This window comes from Deinococcus planocerae (assembly GCF_002869765.1).
Taxonomy (GTDB): Bacteria; Deinococcota; Deinococci; order Deinococcales; family Deinococcaceae; genus Deinococcus; species Deinococcus planocerae.
Genome location: NZ_PNOR01000004.1, coordinates 114,170 through 131,186, shown reverse-complemented (window position 1 = coordinate 131,186; position 17,017 = coordinate 114,170). Strand labels below are relative to the sequence as shown.

Below are 17,017 nucleotides of genomic sequence, written 5' to 3'. Positions count from 1 at the left end.
TTAGGGTATCGGGAGGGGGGATACTGCCCCCATGACCTCCTCTGCCCAGGATGCCCGGCGCTTTCCCATCGGCCCGATTCAGGACCTTCCCGGGCGGGACCGGGCGGCGCTGGAGGACACGGCGGCGCGAATGGAGGAGGCCGCGCGCGGGTGGCGTGAGCTGCTGTCGAGGCTCGGCGCCGCCGCCCTGTCGCGCACGTACCGGCCCGGTGGGTGGACGGTGCGGCAACTGGCCCACCACACGGCGGACGCGCATGTGCACGGCCTCAACCGCCTGCGCTCCGGCCTGACGACCGAGGAGTTCGTGATCCAGCCCTTCGACCAGGAGGCGTGGCTGGCCCTCCCCGACGCGGAGTTGCCTGTGGAGGCGGCGCTGGCGCTCATGGACGCGGCGAACCTGCGCTGGGCGGCCCTGCTGCGCGGGGTGGACCCGGCCCGGTTCTCGCGGCACGTCACCCACCCGCACGAGGGGCGGCAGGAGCTGTGGCGGCTCGTCGCCAAGCACGGCTGGCACCTGCGCCACCACCTCGGGCACGCACGGCTGGCGCTGGGGGAGACGGGCGTGGCCTGAACCCGGTGACCCCCGTCACCCCGGCCCCTTCCCGCCCTCCGGCACGGGCGCGCAGAGCAGGCCGAGGAGGTGGGTGGGGGCCGCGCCGACCCGGCCCGCGTAACGACCGAGCAGGGCGTGCAGTTCCGCCTGGAGGGCCTTGGCCTCGTCCGGGGTGAGGGCCAGCGGCAGCCAGTTCAGGGCGACGGCGGGGGCCTCGGGGCCGAGCAGCACGCCCTCGGCGTCCCCGGAGGACGGCGGCGCGAAGTCCAGGCGGGCCGTGCCCTGACCGTCCCGGTAGAGGTGCAGGTGCCACCCGGTGACCGGACCCCGGGACGCCGCCCCGGCGAGCCCCCGCAGGGCCAGCGCGCGCGGGGCAGCGTCGAGCGCGGTGAAAAAGGCTTCCAGGTCCTCGGCGGGCAGCGCCGCGAAGGGGGCCGAGAGCCGGGCGGGCGCCGCGTACAGCCGCACCGGGCGGCCCGCGCGGGCTCTGGAGCCCACCTCGCCGAGCAGGCCCAGGCCCACCAGGACGCGCACCCGGTAGGCCAGCGCGTCCGCGGGCACGCCCGATTGCCGCGCCGCCTCGGCGACCCCCAGGGTCCGGCCCAGGAACGGCTCCAGACAGCGCCGCGCCTGCGGGTCGAGCAGCGTGCGGGCGGCGCGGGGGTCGAGGACCACGCGGGCCTCCATCTGCCGCACGCCGGGGGAGCTACCGGAAGGGCTACTGGAAAGGGGGCCTGTCATCTCGGGTTGATCTTCGCCGACCCTGGGGGCGGAGGTCCAGCCATGAGCGCCCACCCCGCCCCGACCGACCGACCAGCACGCACGCGCCTCTCCACCACCGTCTTGCTCCACCTGCTGCCGGGCTGGGTGGCGGGGGCGATCTATCTCCCGCTGGGGGCGGCGCTGCACCGCGCGGGCCTGCCGCCGGTCTGGGGCCTGCTCCTCGTCACGGTGGCGGTGCTGCTCCCGCTGGAACTCGCCCTGCTCTGGCGGGCGGGGGCGCTTCCCTCCCTCCGGCGCCCCCGCGCGGACGCCCGGTTGCTCGGCGCGGCGGGGCTGACGCTGCTCGCCAGCGCGGTGCTGCCGGGCCTCGCCGTCCCCCTGGAAGGAGTCACGCGGCCCCTGCTCCCCCTCCTGCCCGGCTGGGTGCTCGACCCGGCGCAGGGCCTCGCCGCGCTCCCGGAGAGCCTGCGGGCCCTGACGCTCGCCGCGTGGCTCGTCGTGTTCGGGTTCGCCGGGCCGACGGTCGAGGAGGCATATTTCCGGGGCTGGCTGCTCGGGCGCCTCTCGCCGCTGGGCCGGGCCGCCGCCCCCGTGAACGCCCTGCTGTTCGCCCTGTACCACCTGTGGCAGCCGCAGCACGTCCTGCGGGTGGCCCTGACGGCCCTGCCACTCGCCGTCGCCCGCCTTCGTACCGGGAGGCTGCTGCCGGGCGTGATCGCGCACGTCACCGTGAACGTCGTCGCGTGGGGGCTGCTCGCCCTGTCGCTCGCCCGCTAGTCCGCCCCCGCCTCCAGGTGCGCGTGGTCGTTGTACGTCAGCAGCGTCCAGCGGCCCGCCGTCCGGGTCAGGCGGGTCAACCCGGTGTGGGCGTGCCGGTAGGGAAAGGGCAGGACGTACCCCGGCTGCGGCGTGGCGGGCCAGCCGAAGAGGTCGCACAAGAGGGCACGCAGGGCCGCCCCGTGGGTGAAGGCGATGACGTCCCCGGCGGGAAGGTCCTCGGCCCAGGCGCGCATCCTTTCGGCCACCCCCCGCAGGCTCTCGCCGCCCGGGGCGGGCCGGGTCCAGGGGTCACGCTGCCACCCAGCATACTCGGGGTCATGGAGCACGTCTTCGGTGGTCGCGCCCTCGTAACGCCCGAAGTGCAGTTCGCGCAACCGGGCGTCGGGGGTGACCGGGTGGCCGGGGAGGGCGAGGGCGGCGGTGTCCAGGGCCCGGCGCAGGTCGCTGGCGTACGCGGCGTCCCAGGTCTTGCCCGCCAGCCGACGGGCGAGGAGACCGGCCTGGGCACGGCCCGTCTCTCCCAGCGGCGTGTCGGTCCAGCCCTGCCAGCGGCCCTCGCCGTTCCAGTCGGTCGCCCCGTGGCGGACGAGGGTGAGGTGCAGCGCCCCCCGCGCCGTCAAGGGCGGGCCTCGGGGTCGGGCTCCTCGCTGCCCGTGTCCAGACCCTCCCCCAGGGGCCGCACCGGGCGGGGCCTCCCGTCCTCACCGACCGCCACGAAGACGAAAAAGCCGGTGGTGGCGAGTTGCTGCTCGCCGGAGGCCATGTGCTCGCGGTACACGTCCACCCGCACCCGCATGGAGCTGCGGCCCACCCGCACCACCCGCGCGTCGAGGGCCACCGCGTCCCCGACCCGGATCGGGACGTGGAAGTCCACCCCGTCCATCCGCGCCGTGACGACCGCGCCGCCCGCGTGCCGCACCGCCGCCACCGAGGCCGCCTTGTCCATCAGCGAGAGCACGAAGCCCCCGAAGGCCGTGCCGAGGTAGTTGGTGTCCTTCGGGAACACCAGTTCGAGCATCCGGGCGCGGCTGCGGGGAGCGGGGGTGGTCTCGCCGGGCGGGGGGCTGGTCTCGGGGGTGGGCAGGTCGCTCATCGCGCCCGAGTGTAGCGGGAGGCGCTCCTTCCAGCGGTGACCGGATCAGTTGCGGGTGTAACCGGCAACCGATCCGGTCCGAACAAAGCGAGAAACCGTCATGAGAGCGGTCGGAGTGGAGTTGAGGGGCGCTTTCCTCGCTCAACGGAACGGAATACCGCGATCAGTCCCTCCCGTCCGCCTCGACGACCTCCACGCCCGCTGCTCCGAAGACCCCCCGCGCTTCCGGCGGGGCGTGGTCGGTGACCCACGCCCGCACGTCGCCGAGGGGGGCGAAGGTGGCGAAGCCTGCCTGGTTCCACTTGCTGTGGTCGGCGATCAAGACGCTCTCGCGGGCGCGGCGCATGATCGCCGTCTTCTGCTGGGCCTCCACCAGATTGCTGTTCGTGAGGCCGCGTTCCGGGTCGATGCTCGTGCAACCCACCAGAAACACGTCGTAGGCATAGCGGCTCACGGTGGCGAGGGCGTCGGGGCCGGTAACGCTGAAGGTCGAGCCGTACACCTCGCCCCCCACCACGTACAGCGAGCACTCGCCGTTGAGTTCGTACGCCACGTCGATCCCATGTGTCACCACGCGCAGGGTGCGGGTGAGGTGGGGCACGGCGCGCAGGGCCTGGGCGACGTGCCGGGCGGTCGTCCCCGCGTCGAGGTACACGGTCTGCCCGGGCCGCAGCCGCGAGACGGCGGCCTGCGCGAGCCGGGTTTTGCCGCCGCGCTCCAGGCTCTGGCGGTCGCGGTACCCCTGGTCCTGGTGGACGAGCGCCGCCCCGCCGTGCACCTTGCGGACGAGCCCCCGCGAGGCGAGCACGTCGAGGTCGCGCCGCGCCGTCGCCCCGCTCACCCCCAAGTGCTCGGTGATCGTGGTCGTGCGGGCCGTGCCCTGCCGGGCGAGCAGGTCGAGAATCCGCGTCAGGCGTTCCTCCGCCAGGGGAGCCGTCATCTGCCCGGATGGTACCCCAAAGTGCTCAGAAATGCTCAGCCCCGCTCAAGTCCAGACCCGCAGAGTTGGCTTAAGAAAGACTCCATGAAATCACCGTCCCGGCTCCCGGCACTGCGGAAAGAGGGGCGTACAGTGGGGTGCCGGAACAGCCGGACCGGGCCCTTGTCGGCGGCCCCCGGATCAAGTACGATCTGAATCGATCAGAATTCGTCATGATTTCTCAAAAGTGGGCAGCATGAGGCTCGGGCGGCAGGGCCCGGACGGGGGGGCACGAGACGATGATCGATCTTCCGCAGGAACTCATCGGGCTGGGGGCGCGGGCGAGTACGAAGGACGACGCCATCGCGCAGGTCGCCGCGCTGCTCACGGCAGCGGGGAATGTGGACGCGGGGTACGTGCAGGGGATGCGCGCCCGCGAGGGGCAGGCGAACACCTATCTGGGCAGCGGCATCGCCATCCCGCACGGCACGCCCGAGACGCGGCACCTGATCCGCAAGACGGGGATCGCGGTGCTGCAACTCCCCGGCGGGGTGCCGTGGGGCGTGGGCGGCGAGACGGTGCGCCTCGTCGTGGGCATCGCCGCCGCAAGCGACGAGCACCTGGGCATCCTGCGCCGCCTGACCCGCGTGCTTTCCGACGATGCGCTGGTCGAGAAGCTCTCCACCACCACCGACCCCGGCGACGTGCAGGAGGCGCTGACCGGGGAGCGGTCCACGCCGGTGCAGACCCAGGCTCAGACGGTCACGGTCACCGCCGCGCCTGCACCCGCCGCCTCCGACCTCCCCTATTCCGCCCAGGTCACGCTGCCCAATCCCCTCGGGATGCACGCCCGGCCCGCGACCATGCTCGCCAACCTCGTGCGCTCGCGGGGCGGGCGGGTGCGGCTGAGCCGGGACTCGGGCGAGAGCGCCGACGCGACCCGCCTGATGGAGGTGCTGAGCCTGGGCCTGACGCGCGGCACCGCCGTGACCGTCAGCGCGGACAGCCCGGAGACGTTGAACGCCGTCACCGACGCGATCCGCTCGGGGCTGGGAGATGACCTGAGCGCCGCGCCCGCGAGCGCGGCCCCCGCCCGCCGCGAGCCCGAGTGGGCCCCGCAGGGGGCCGGGGCGACCGTGGAAGGTGTGCCCGCCGCCGACGGGCTGGTGGTCGGGGTGACCCGGCAGCACGCGCCGAGGCCCCTCGACGTGCGCGACGAGCCCGGCGACCCGGTGGCGGACGGGGACCGCCTCGACCGGGCCCTCGCCGCCGCCCGCGCGGAACTCGACACCGTGATCGCCGACGTGGGGGCCCGCTTCGGGGCGGATAAGGCCGCCATCTTCCGCGCGCACCAGGAACTCCTCGGGGACGAGAGCGTCGTGCAAGACACCGTATCGCGCATTCTCGACGGGCACGGGGTCGCGTGGGCGTACCAGGCGGTGACGAGCGACCGGATCGCCGGGCTCCAGCGGCTCGACGACCCCACCCTCGCCGCCCGCGCGGTGGACCTCAGCGACGTGCAGCGGCGGGTGCTGCGTCACCTCCTGGGCCTGCGCGAGACGGACGTGGCGGCGAGCGGCCCGGTGATCCTCCTCGCGCCCGACCTCACGCCCAGCGACACGGCGCGGCTGGGGCCGGACACCCTGCTCGGCTTCGTGACCGCGCAGGGCGGGCCGACGAGCCACACGGCGATCATCGCGCGCGGGCTGGGCCTTCCCGCCGTGGTCGCCGCCGGGAACGGGGTGCTGGAGGTGCCCGACGGCACGCCCGCGATCCTCGACGGCGGGGCGGGGCGGCTGTACCTCAACCCCTCGGAGGCCGACGTGGGAGCCGCGCGCGAACGGCAGGGCGTCCTGGCCCGCGAGCGCGAACTCGCCCGCGCCGCCCGCCACCAACCCGGAGCCACGCGCGACGGGGTGCGGGTGGAGGTCGCCGCGAACATCAACCGCGCGACGGACGCCGCCGCGGCCCTGGACGCCGGGGCCGAGGGCGTGGGCCTGATGCGCACCGAGTTCCTGTTCCTGGAGCGCGACTCGGCGCCCACCGAGGAGGAGCAGGAGCGCGAGTACCGGGCGATGGCGCAGGCGCTGGGGGACCGCACGCTGATCATCCGCACGCTCGACATCGGCGGGGACAAGGAGGTGCCGTACCTGGGGCTGGCGCACGAGGACAACTCCTTCCTGGGCATCCGGGGCATCCGGCTGTGCTTCGAGCGGCCCGACCTCTTCCTGCCGCAACTGCGGGCGGTGGCGCGGGTGGCGAAGGACCACCAGGGCGTCCACCTGATGTTCCCGATGATCTCGACCCTGGAGGACTTCCGCCGCGCCCGCGCCATCTTCGACGGGGTGCGCGAGGAACTGGGCGCCCCCCGCGTGCCCCTCGGCGTGATGATCGAGGTGCCCTCCGCCGCTCTCATCGCCGACGCGCTCGCGCAGGAGGTGGATTTTTTCAGCGTGGGCACGAACGACCTCACCCAGTACACGCTGGCGATGGACCGCCTGCACCCCCAGCTCGCCCGGCAGACGGACGCGATGCACCCCGCCGTCCTGCAACTCATCGCCCTGACCGTCCAGGCCGCCGACCGCCACGGCAAGTGGGTGGGCGTGTGCGGCGGCGCGGCGGGCGACGAGGTGGGCGCGCTGATGCTGACCGGCCTGGGCGTGAAGGAACTCTCCGTCAGCACCCCACAGATCGCCACCGTGAAGGCGGCCCTGCGGCAGCGCACCAAAGCCGAGTTGCAGGCCCTCGCCCGCGAGGCGCTCACACAGCCCAACGCGGAGGCCGTGCGCGCCCTCGTCCGTCCGCCCGCACCCCAGGGGGCGACGGCATGACCGCCTTTCGCGTCGCCACCCTCACCCTCAACCCGGCCCTCGACCTCACCGTGCGGGCGGACGGCTGGAGGAGGGGCGAGGTCAACCTCGGGCAGTCGCTGCACCTGGGCGCGGGCGGCAAGGGCGTGAACGTCGCCTCCTTCCTGGCCGACTGGGGGCTGAGGGTGACGGCGACGGGTTTCCTGGGGGACGAGAACCCGGGGCAGTTCGAGGCGCTGTTCCGGCAGAAGGGGGTGCAGGACGCTTTTCTCCGCGTGCCCGGCCCCACCCGCGTCGGCGTGAAGATCGTGGACGGGGCGGCGCAGGAGACGACCGATATCAACCTGCCCGGTCTCGCCGCCACGCCGGAACTACTGGCCGAGTTGGAAGCCCGCCTGGACGCCCTCGCCGCCGACCACGACGCCTTCGTGCTGGCGGGGAGCGTGCCGCCGGGGGTGGGGGCGGACTTCTACGCGCGGACGGTGGCGCGGCTGCGCGCGGCTGGACGGTTCGTGGCCCTCGACACCAGCGGCGCGGCCCTGCAAACGGCGCTCAGGGCAGACGTACTTCCCAATCTCCTGAAGCCGAACATTCACGAGCTTTCGGCGGCGCTGGGCCGTCCCCTGCCCGGGGAGGACGACGTGCTGGCGGCGGCCCGGGAACTGCTCGCCCGCGGGGCCGAACTCGTTACCGTGTCGCAGGGGGAACGGGGGGCGTTGCTGGTGTCGAGAGACGAGACGGTGCGGGCCGTCCCGCCCCGGGTGGCCGTGGTGAGCACCGTGGGGGCGGGGGACGCGATGGTCTCGGGGCTGGTCTGCGCCCGCGCCGAGGGGCTGTCCCTGGCGGACGCGGCCCGGCGGGCGACGGCCTTCAGCCTGGGGGCGATCACCCGGCTGGGGGCGCACCTGCCGCCGCGGGCCGAACTGGATGCCTTTGCCGCGCGGGTCGTGGTGGAGACGGTGAACTGGAGGGAGCCGATGAGGCAAGACGCCTGAGCCTGGCGCCTCCGTGGCCGCCCCTTCCCCTTCGGACCGCATCACCCGGGATTCCCAGCCCTCAGAGGAGGCGCAGACATGGCAAGACTCGTGGCAGTCACGGCGTGCCCGACCGGCATCGCCCATACCTTCATGGCCGCCGAGGCGCTGCGGCGCGCGGCGCAGGCGGCAGGACACACCCTGCGCGCGGAGACCCAGGGCAGCGTGGGGGCGGGGGACGCCCTGACCCCGCAGGAGATCGCGGACGCCGACGCGGTGATCCTCGCCGCCGACGTGAACGTGGACGAATCCCGTTTCGCCGGGAAACGCATCATTCGCGCGAGCACCGGGGACGCCATCCGGGGCGCGGCGGGCCTGATCTCCCAGGCGGTGGGCGCGGGCGAGGCGGGCACAGCGACGGCTCCAGCCGTTCAGACCGTCACCGCCCCCACGACGCCGACAGCGGGCGCCGTCTCCCCCACCCCGGCCCCCTCCGCCCCCACCACCGACGCGGGCCGACCTCTCAGCATCGTGGGCATCACCGCCTGCCCGACCGGCATCGCGCACACCTTCATGGCCGCCGAGGGGTTGGAGAACGGGGCGAAGGCGCTGGGCTACACCGCCAAGGTGGAGACGCAGGGCAGCGTGGGAGCCGGAAACCAGCTCACCGCGCAGGACGTCGCGGGCGCCGACCTCGTGATCATCGCCGCCGACACGAACGTGGACCTCTCGCGCTTCCAGGGCAAGCGCGTCTTCCAGACCGGCACCAAGCCCGCCATCCAGAACGGGCAGGCCCTGGTGCAGCGCGCCCTGGCCGAAGCGCCCGTGTACGGCACGGCGGCGGGCCTGGCGGTCGCGGGCGCCCAGGGCGGCACCGACTTCGTGTCGCAGGCGAGTGCCGCTAAGGCCGCCAAGAATGCGGGCGTCCCGAGCGCCTACAAGCACCTGATGACCGGCGTGTCGCACATGCTGCCCTTCGTGGTGGCGGGCGGGCTGCTGATCGCGCTGGCCTTCGCCTTCGGGGGCATCAACCCGGCGCCGGGCACCTTCGGGGCGGCGCTGAGCCAGATCGGGGGCGGGACAGGGGCCTTCGGCCTCTTTATCCCCGTGCTCGCCGGATACATCGCCTACTCCATCGCGGACCGTCCGGGGCTCGCGCCGGGGATGATCGGCGGGTTGCTCGCGCTGGGGGGCGGCAGCGGCTTCCTGGGGGGCATCATCGCCGGATTCCTGGCGGGGTACGTGACCCGCACGCTCAACCGCGGGATCAAGCTCCCCCGCACGCTGGAGGGCCTCAAGCCCACGCTGCTGCTGCCGTTGTTGGGCACGGCGATCACGGGCCTGCTGATGATCTACGTGGTGGGGCGCCCGGTCGCCGCCGCCCTGACCGCCGCGACGAACTGGCTGCGCGGCCTGGGCGACACCTCGGCGGGCGTGCTCGGGGCCGTGATCGGCGCGATGATGGCCTTCGACATGGGCGGGCCGATCAACAAGGCCGCCTACACCTTCTCGACCGGCCTGCTGGGCTCGGAGGTCTACGGCCCCATCGCCGCCGCGATGGCTGCGGGCATGACGCCCCCGCTCGCCCTCTTCCTCGCCACCCTCGTCTTCAAGAACCGCTTCACCGCCGACGAGCGCGAGGCCGGAAAGGCCGCCGGGGTGCTGGGCCTTTCCTTCATCACGGAAGGCGCCATTCCCTTCGCCGCCCGCGATCCGCTGCGCGTGATCCCCTCCCTGATGGTGGGCTCGGCGGTCGCCGGGGCGATCAGCATGGCGGCGGGGGTGCAGCTCCGCGCCCCGCACGGCGGCGTCTTCGTGCTGTTCATCCCCAACGCCGTGACCCACCTGCCCATGTACATCGTCGCCATCGTGGCGGGGACGGTCCTCAGCACCGCGCTCCTGGGCCTCCTGAAAAAGCCCATAGCGGAGGCGGCCCTGCCCGGCGTGACGAACACGGGGACGGTGGCGGGGGCGGCGGACGACTGAGGCAGGGTGTGGGCGGTGGGAACAGAAGGGGCGGCTCCGTGGTGGGGTCGCTCTCTCTTCTGGGAAGATCAGGCGGGCAAGACGGCCTCCGCTGATCTCCCCACCGCCAGCAGCTCCGCCGCCACGCGCTCGCCACTCTCGACGGCGCCGTCCATGTAGTTCATCCACACCCGGGCCGTCTCCGCCCCCGCCCAGTGGAGGCGGCCCACGGGTTCGCGCAGCGCCTCGCCGTACCCGGTCCACACGCCGGGGCCGAGGAGGGCGCCGTAACACCCGCCGCTGTGGGGCTCGGCGGACCAGTCGCGCTCGACGGTTTCGAGGGGGCGCAACGCCTCCGGGCCGAACAGGCGGGCGAGGCGGGCGAGGGCCGCGTCCCGCCGCTCCTCCTCCCCATCAGCGCCCGCGCCTCGCCTCCCTCGATAAAGCCGAGCAGGACGCCGGGGAGGCCCTGCGGCGGGCTGTTGTCGAAGGTGACGGTCACGGGCCCCTCGTCGCTGATGCTCATGCCGCTCAGGCCAGAGTCCCGCCAGAAGGGACGCTCATAGACGGCCATGAACTTGACGACCGCCCCCATCGGGAGCCGCTGCTGGAGCTGCGCGCGGCGGGGCGGGAGCGGTGGGTCGAAGGGAACGCCGGAGAGCAGGGCCGGGGGCACGGCGAGAACGGCGCGGTCGGCGTGGTGCTCCCCCGCCGGGGTGTGGAGGGTGACGCCCGAGCCGCCTTGCTCCACCCGCGTGACCGGGCTGCCCAGCCGCACGTCGTCCAGACTATCCGCCAGCCGCTGCGCGATGCCCTGCGCGCCGCCCAGCACCCGGTCTTGCAGGGCGTGGCCGCGCGTGAGGGTGTGGCCGTTGATGCCGCCGCCGTGCGCGGTGTACGTGAGGGCGTGCAGGAGGCTGAGTTCCGCCGCGTCCGCGCTGAACACGGCCCCGGCGTAAAGCCGCATCAGGGCGCGGGTCTGGCGGGTGTGGGCGTGGCGGGTGATCCAGGTATCGAAGGTCTGCGCGTCGAGGGCCCCCGCGTCCGGGGCCGTCCAGGGGGCGCTCAGCGGAATGCGGTTGGCCAGCGCCTCGAAGCGGGCCGAGAGCAGGGCGTAGTCGGCGAGCACGTGCGGCGGCAGGGGCGGAATCAGCCCCCGGTACCGCAGCGTCTTGCCCAGCAGGTGCGCGAGGTTCTGCCCCTCGTCATGGGTGGGGTACACGTCCAGGCCGAGTTCGCGGATCAGGGCCATGACGTGCGGCTGGTTGGGCCCGACCCACTGCCCGCCCATGTCCACGCTCACGCCCGTGACGGGCAGGCGAATGGTGTGGGTGCGTCCGCCCACCCGGCCCCGCGCCTCCAGCACCCGCACCCGCCGCCCCGCCCGCGCCAGCCTGCGCGCGGCGGTCAGCCCGGCGAGGCCCGCGCCGACGACGATGACGTCCGTTCTCCGAGTTGTCGTCATGCACGAGAGTACCGCGCCGTGGCGGGGGAGCGGGCCGCAGATGCGGCGGGGGCAGGTTGCCCATGCGAAACGGGCCACCCCTTCCGAGTGACCCGCCCGCACCCTCCGCCCGCTCAGCCCTCCGTGTAGGCCCCCAGCCCCCGGAAGCGCTCCGCCCGCTGCGCCTTGAGTTCCGCCTCGTTCAGGCCCCCCAGTTCGGCGAGGTGGCGGCGAACGGCCTCGCCGAGCGCCCGCGCGGCGGCGTCCGGGTCGAGGTGGGCGCCGCCGGGAGGCTCGGGCACGATCTCCTCGACGATGCCGAGCCCCAGCAGGTCGGGCGCGGTGAGCTTCAGGGCCTCGGCGGCCTTGGGGGCCTGCGCGGCGTCGCGCCACAGGATCGCCGCGCACGACTCGGGGCTGATCACGCTGTACCAGGCGTTTTCCTGGATCAGGACCCGGTTGCCGACCCCCACCGCGAGCGCGCCCCCGCTGCCCCCCTCGCCGATCACCGCGCAGACGGCGGGCACCGAGAGGCGCACCATCCGCTGAATGCTCTCGGCGATGGCCCAGGCCTGACCGCGCTCCTCGGCCTCGATGCCGGGGTAGGCGCCGGGCGTGTCGATCAGGGACACGACGGGCAGCCGGAAACGGTCGGCGAGGTCCATCAGGCGGATCGCCTTGCGGTAGCCTTCCGGGTTGCTCATGCCGAAGCGGCGCCGGATCTTGCCCTTGGTGTCGCGGCCCTTTTGCTGCATCAGCAGCAGGACGGGCACCCCCTGCCAGCGCGCGGGCCCGCCGATCAAGGCGAGGTCGTCCCCGAAGGCGCGGTCCCCGTGAAGCTGGGTGAAGTCGGTGCACAGCCGCTCGGCGTAGTCGAGGGCGGTCGGTCGGCCCGGCGCGCGGGCGAGCCCCACCCGCTCCCAGCGCGAGACGGGGGCGCGGTGCGCGGCCCGCAGCCGCTCGACCTCCGCGCGCAGGGGGGTGATCGCCGCGTCGAGGTTCTGCCCGGTGCGGCGCGCGGTGTCCTCCAGGTCGTGAACGCGGGCTTCGAGTTCGCGCACCGCCTCGGCGGCAGACGGGCTCACGCGCTCACCTCGCGCCGGGTGAGCACCCCGAGCAGCCGGGCGAGGTAGGCGCGGTGCTCGCGGCGGTCCACCACGTCGTCGATCATGCCGTGCTCCATCAGGAACTCGGCGCGCTGGAAGCCCTCCGGCAGGTGCTGGCGGATCGTCTGCTGGATCACCCGCGGCCCCGCGAAGCCGATGAGGGCCCCCGGCTCGGCCAGGATCACGTCCGCCACCGTGGCGAAGCTCGCCGTCACGCCCCCGGTCGTCGGGTCGGTGAGCACGCTGACGTAGGGCAGGCCCCGCGCCGAGAGGCCTTCGAGCGCCACCGTCGTCTTCGCCATCTGCATCAGCGACAGGGCACTCTCCTGCATCCGCGCCCCGCCGCTCGCCGCGACGAGGACGAAGGGCGTGCCGTGCGAGGCGGCGTGCTCGGCGGCGCGGGAAATCTCCTCGCCCACCACGCTCCCCATGCTGCCGCCGCTGAAGGCGAAGTCCATCACGGCGAGGGTGACGGGCAGGCCCTCGACGGTGCCCGTGCCCGTCAGGATCGCGTCGGGGCGCCCGGTCTTGGCCTGGGCGCGGGCGAGGCGCACCGCGTAGGGCTCGGTGTCCTCGAAGTGCAGGGGGTCGGTGGGGTGGACGCGGCCCGAGAGCTGCACAAAAGTGCCGGGGTCGAGGAGAACCTCCACCCGCTTGCCCGCGTCCAGCCGCAGGTGATGCCCGCACTTGGGGCAGACGAAGCGGCTGGCCTCCAGCTCACGGTTATAGAGCCCTTCCTTGCAGGCGGGGCACTGGGTCCACAGGTCCGGCACGTCGGCCCCCGCTTGCGGCTGCGGGCGGCGTCTGCGAAAAAAACGGTCGAGCGCCATTCTAGACTCCTTCGGGTGGGAACTGCTCCCTCGCGGGCCATTCTAGAGGGGCCGCTCCCCGCGCAATGAACCGGGTGTAAGCGCGCGGACAAACCCGACTCCCGCCGGAGCGGGGCGGGGAGCCCGACCCTGGCCTCACCGCAGCCGACGTTTGAGGTAATCGTCGATCTGCGCGAGCTGCACGTTGAGGTTGCGCTCCAGGGCGTCGAGCCGCGCGTTCGTCGCCGCGAGTTCTTGCGCCACCGCCTCGCCCTGGGTCGCCGGACTTCCCGACCCCAGGGCCTGGAAGCGCTGGTCGAGGTAGCCCTGAAGCTGGGCGAAGCGGCTGCCCTCCTGACTGTCGAGGCTGTTGCGCAGGGCCTCCATGTCACGCAGCAGCCGGGCGCTGTCCGCCTGCGCCCGCAGCCGCGACACCCCCGCCCAGAAGTAGAAGATCAGCGCGAGGACCAGCCCCGTGAGCAGCAGGATCAGCCCCAGCGGCACCTCCCGGTAGGTCACGAAACCCAGGCTGAGCGTGTGGGGAAAGAGCAGCGCGTTGCGGTTGAGAATCGCGAAAATGGCCGCCAGCACGACGATCACGACCAGAACGATGGTCCGCATGGGTCGAGGGTAACTCACCTCTCCCAGACCGGGGGGAGCGAGGGTTACGGGAGAGTTAAGAAACGCCGTCAAGGGCGGATTCGGCAAGCAGGGTGTCCAGTTGCCCCTGCAACCACTCCGCCCTCGCCGCGTAGCCGTGCTCCACAGCCCACAGCAGCCGCGCCAGGACGTGCCACAGGTGCAGGAAACGCAGTTCCTCCAACGCCTCTCCGGGCGGCAGGCGCCCGTAGGCCCGCAGCACCTCGGCGGCAAAGTCGGGGCCGTACTCCCCATACAGGTACAGGAAATCGCGGGCGGGCCGCCCCACGATCATCCCGTTGAAGTCGATGACCGCCGACGGTCGTCCGGTGGATGGATCGTACAGGACGTGATCAGCCGACACCTCGTTGTGCAGGAGCACCAGGGGAGGAGACCACGCGCGGGCAAACCGCAGATACCCGTCCAGCGCGCGCTCCAGCCCGCCCACCAGGGCCGCCTCCGCCCCTGGCCACGTTGCGAACGTCTCCAGGTCGCGCCGGTACAGTTCCTTCGCCGGGCCCGGGAGCAACGCGTCATCCTGCATGGCGAAGGGATACTCGCTGACGGGAACGCCCAGGGAGGTGGCCCGCGCAGGGGCAAAGGCGTGCAGGTGCCGGAAGAACGCGCCCAACATCTCCGCCAAGGCGTTCCGCTGGCCCGGAGTCAAGGCCGCGAAGCGTTCCGCCGTGAGTTCGTCGCCGGGCAGGCGGCGGTAGCCGATGTACCCGACACCAGCGACCGAACCGTGGTACTCCGCCACCGGAACGGGCAGCGGGGAGCCCTCCGCCAGGGGGGGCAGCACCCGCGCCACCCGCTCCAGACACGCCGAGGCGAACGGGTGTTTGGCGAACAGAAAAATCCAAGTGTGGTCCACCAGGAAGGCGCGGCAGTAGTCGCCCTCGCCCGCAGGGGTGACGGCGAGGTCGGGCCGCTGCGGGAAAGAGACCCGCACGGCGTCGGAAACGAAAGGTGACAGCATGGCGGCTCCTGGGGCGGGGGGACCCCGGGCAGGGAGACCGGACCGGGCGCAGCCGACCGGGCAGCCTCCCGCCGGGGTCAGGAAGGTCTGGGCCTTTTCGAGGTCCAGGCAGGCTTCACGGGCGACCCGTGACCGGGCCACTCGCCTCCCTCCTGTTCCTCTGTACGTGCTACAGGCCCGGCCTCACCGGGGCGCCCGCTAAGCTCCGCGCTTGCTGCACCCTGGGCCGGGCAACTTCACCACGCCCATCGTGCCCACTCGCACGCCCAAAAAGCAAGGCGGTTCAGCTCTCCCGCCCCAGGATGAGCGGCTGAGGCGCCGGAGCCGTCTCCGACACGCTCAGCCCCGCCGTAAGCAGCGCCCGCGCCGTCTCCAGCCCCCGCCCGCCCCGGTGGTAGAGGCGCAGCGCGGCTTCCCCGGCCTCCACCCTCTCGCCGGGCTTTTTCAGCAGCTCCACCCCCACCCCGTGGTCGATGGTCTCGCCCAAGAGATGGCGCCCGCCGCCGAGGGCGAGGACCGCCCGGCCCACCGCCAGCGCGTCGATGCCCGCCACGAAGCCGGAGGAGGGGGCCACGACCTCCGCGCGTCCGGGCGCCACGTCGAGCCGGGCGGGCTCGTCCACCAGGGACGCGTCCCCGCCCTGCGCCGCGATGAAGGCGCGGAACTTGGCGAGGGCCGAGCCGTCCGTGAGCGTTGCGCGGGCGCGGGCCTCCGCCTGCCCCGCGTCCTCGCCGTACGCCGCCAGCGCCTCCACCGCGAGGGCCACGCACAGTTCGGTGAGGTCCTCCGGGCCCTCGCCGCGCAACGTCGCCAGCGCCTCTTGCACCTCCAGGCTGTTTCCGGCCATGTGGCCCAGCGGCGCGTCCATATCGGTCAGGACCGCCCGCACCAGTCGGGACGCCCGCGTGCCGATGTCCACCATCGCCCGCGCCAGGGCCCGCCCGTCGTCGAGGGTCCGCATGAAGGCCCCGGCCCCCACCTTCACGTCGAGGACGACCGTGTGCGCCCCCGAGGCGAGCTTCTTGCTCATGATGGAACTGGCGATCAACGGCAGGCAGTCCACGGTCGCCGTCACGTCGCGCAGGGCATAGAGCTTGCCGTCGGCGGGCGCGAGGTCCCTCGACTGCCCCACGAGCGCGAGGCCAATCTCGCGGGCCTGCGCCAGGAAGCGTTCCTCGGGCAGCTCGGGGGTCCAGCCGGGGAAGCTTTCGAGCTTGTCGATGGTGCCGCCCGTGTGCGCCAGTCCCCGCCCGCTCATCTTGGCGACGGTCAGGCCCAGGGCCGCGAGCATCGGCGTGAGGATCAGGCTGGTCTTGTCGCCCACGCCGCCCGTCGAGTGCTTGTCCACGGTGCGCGGCAACCCGGTGAGGTCCAGCTCGTCACCCGAGGCGGCCATCACCAGGGTCAGGTCGGCGGTCTCCTGCGGGCTCATGCCGCGCAGGTACACGGCCATCAGCCACGCGCTGACCTGGTAGTCGGGCACCTCGCCGCGCGTGTAGCCCAGCACGAGGTGGTCGAGTTCGGCGCGGGTGTGCGGCTCCCCGTCGCGCTTCTTGCGGATCAGGTCGGGGACGTTGAAGGAGGTCATGGGGCAGTGTAGGCCGCGGCGCCCCTAGTTTTCCTGTGAGGAGGTTTCCTGTGAATCCCGCGCCCCGTCCGCCCGCTGCCCCTCCCCGTGCTCGTCGTCGCCTCGCTGTTCGGGCGAGGTCGCTCCCCCGCTCTTCCAGCCGATCTTCGCGTGGGCGCCGTTGCAAAAGGGCTTGTTCTCGCTCGCGCCGCAGCGGCACAGGGCGGCGCGCACCTCCCGCACCTCGCCGTCCGGGGTCTGGATACGAAGGTCGCCGCGCAGGGCGAGGGGACCGTCGGGCACGGGGGTGATGGTCGTCGGAACCTCGGGCGCCTCCGGCGGGCCGTGTTCGAGCGCGTAGTGCAGCGCCCCCGTCGGGCAGGTGCGGACGACCGCGGCCACCCGCTCGGCGTCGCCCTCGTTCCAGAGCCGAATCCAGGGGCGCTCGCGGGGGCGGAACACCTCGGGGAGACCCCGCACGCAGTTGGCGACGTGGACGCAGCGGGGCGCGTCGTAGGAGACGGTCACGCCCTCTCCGGTGTAGGCCTTGCCGCGCAGGAGGTCGTCGCCGCCGGGGGTGGGCTGGGGCTGCGTCATGGTGCAGTCTACGCCTCAACACGCCAGCTTCTGACGGCTATCGCGCTTACCCTGAACCC

At 73.3% G+C, this 17,017-nt stretch carries 15 protein-coding genes and 2 pseudogenes; 5 read left to right on the top strand and 12 right to left on the bottom strand.

Annotation, left to right across the window (positions count from 1 at the left end; genetic code table 11):
• Positions 1-31: 31 nt before the first annotated feature.
• Positions 32-571, top strand: a complete 540-nt coding sequence (locus A7B18_RS03500) for a DinB family protein (RefSeq protein WP_102125268.1) — start codon at positions 32-34, stop codon at positions 569-571.
• A gap of 15 nt (positions 572-586) precedes the next feature.
• Here A7B18_RS03500 and A7B18_RS03495 read toward each other — a convergent pair whose 3' ends face one another.
• Entirely contained in the window at positions 587-1,228 is a 642-nt protein-coding gene (locus A7B18_RS03495) for a hypothetical protein (protein WP_146009446.1), read from the bottom strand.
• Positions 1,229-1,336: 108 nt separating this feature from the next.
• Here A7B18_RS03495 and A7B18_RS03490 point away from each other — a divergent pair, with 108 nt between their 5' ends.
• Entirely contained in the window at positions 1,337-2,053 is a 717-nt protein-coding gene (locus A7B18_RS03490) for a CPBP family intramembrane glutamic endopeptidase (protein ID WP_102125266.1), read from the top strand.
• Here the strand turns inward: A7B18_RS03490 and A7B18_RS03485 are convergent.
• The 3 genes from A7B18_RS03485 to A7B18_RS03475 form a co-directional block, all read right to left on the bottom strand.
• Positions 2,050-2,676, bottom strand: coding sequence for a histidine phosphatase family protein (locus tag A7B18_RS03485; protein WP_102125265.1), 627 nt, complete (start codon positions 2,674-2,676; stop codon positions 2,050-2,052). The genes A7B18_RS03490 and A7B18_RS03485 overlap by 4 nt on opposite strands.
• Positions 2,673-3,149, bottom strand: a complete 477-nt coding sequence (locus A7B18_RS03480) for an acyl-CoA thioesterase (RefSeq protein ID WP_102125264.1) — start codon at positions 3,147-3,149, stop codon at positions 2,673-2,675. Before A7B18_RS03480 ends, A7B18_RS03485 begins: the two co-directional genes overlap by 4 nt.
• Positions 3,150-3,312: 163 nt before the next feature.
• Positions 3,313-4,089, bottom strand: coding sequence for a DeoR/GlpR family DNA-binding transcription regulator (locus A7B18_RS03475; protein ID WP_102125263.1), 777 nt, complete (start codon positions 4,087-4,089; stop codon positions 3,313-3,315).
• Positions 4,090-4,367: 278 nt separating this feature from the next.
• Here A7B18_RS03475 and ptsP point away from each other — a divergent pair, with 278 nt between their 5' ends.
• From ptsP to A7B18_RS03460, 3 genes are all read left to right on the top strand, one after another.
• Positions 4,368-6,899, top strand: coding sequence for a phosphoenolpyruvate--protein phosphotransferase (ptsP, locus tag A7B18_RS03470; RefSeq protein WP_102125262.1), 2,532 nt, complete (start codon positions 4,368-4,370; stop codon positions 6,897-6,899).
• Positions 6,896-7,873 carry a 1-phosphofructokinase gene (pfkB, locus tag A7B18_RS03465; protein WP_102125261.1) on the top strand — a complete coding sequence of 326 codons (978 nt, stop codon included), beginning with the start codon at positions 6,896-6,898 and terminating at the stop codon, positions 7,871-7,873. Before ptsP ends, pfkB begins: the two co-directional genes overlap by 4 nt.
• Positions 7,874-7,951: 78 nt before the next feature.
• Positions 7,952-9,838 (top strand): PTS fructose-like transporter subunit IIB, encoded by a 1,887-nt coding sequence (locus tag A7B18_RS03460; RefSeq protein ID WP_102125260.1) that lies wholly within the window; start codon positions 7,952-7,954, stop codon positions 9,836-9,838.
• A gap of 167 nt (positions 9,839-10,005) precedes the next feature.
• Here the strand turns inward: A7B18_RS03460 and A7B18_RS23070 are convergent.
• The 8 genes and pseudogenes from A7B18_RS23070 to A7B18_RS03425 form a co-directional block, all read right to left on the bottom strand.
• Positions 10,006-10,185 (bottom strand): annotated as a pseudogene (locus A7B18_RS23070) (FAD-dependent oxidoreductase); the annotation flags it as partial.
• A 59-nt stretch (positions 10,186-10,244) separates the two neighbouring features.
• A pseudogene (locus A7B18_RS03455) lies at positions 10,245-11,282 on the bottom strand (flavin monoamine oxidase family protein); the annotation flags it as partial.
• Positions 11,283-11,395: 113 nt separating this feature from the next.
• Positions 11,396-12,346, bottom strand: coding sequence for an acetyl-CoA carboxylase carboxyltransferase subunit alpha (locus tag A7B18_RS03450; RefSeq protein WP_102125259.1), 951 nt, complete (start codon positions 12,344-12,346; stop codon positions 11,396-11,398).
• Positions 12,343-13,197: an acetyl-CoA carboxylase, carboxyltransferase subunit beta gene (gene accD / locus A7B18_RS03445; protein ID WP_102125258.1), complete on the bottom strand. Its 855-nt coding sequence runs from the start codon at positions 13,195-13,197 to the stop codon at positions 12,343-12,345. Before accD ends, A7B18_RS03450 begins: the two co-directional genes overlap by 4 nt.
• 135 nt (positions 13,198-13,332) lie before the next feature.
• Positions 13,333-13,797 (bottom strand): hypothetical protein, encoded by a 465-nt coding sequence (locus A7B18_RS03440; RefSeq protein ID WP_102125257.1) that lies wholly within the window; start codon positions 13,795-13,797, stop codon positions 13,333-13,335.
• A gap of 55 nt (positions 13,798-13,852) precedes the next feature.
• Entirely contained in the window at positions 13,853-14,794 is a 942-nt protein-coding gene (locus A7B18_RS03435; RefSeq protein WP_102125256.1) for a phosphotransferase family protein, read from the bottom strand.
• 283 nt (positions 14,795-15,077) lie between these two features.
• The gene (locus A7B18_RS03430; RefSeq protein WP_102125255.1) at positions 15,078-16,382 is read right to left on the bottom strand and encodes a thymidine phosphorylase; all 1,305 of its coding nucleotides are present in this window, start codon (positions 16,380-16,382) and stop codon (positions 15,078-15,080) included.
• Positions 16,383-16,406: 24 nt separating this feature from the next.
• Positions 16,407-16,958: a (4Fe-4S)-binding protein gene (locus tag A7B18_RS03425; RefSeq protein ID WP_102125254.1), complete on the bottom strand. Its 552-nt coding sequence runs from the start codon at positions 16,956-16,958 to the stop codon at positions 16,407-16,409.
• Positions 16,959-17,017 lie beyond the last annotated feature (59 nt).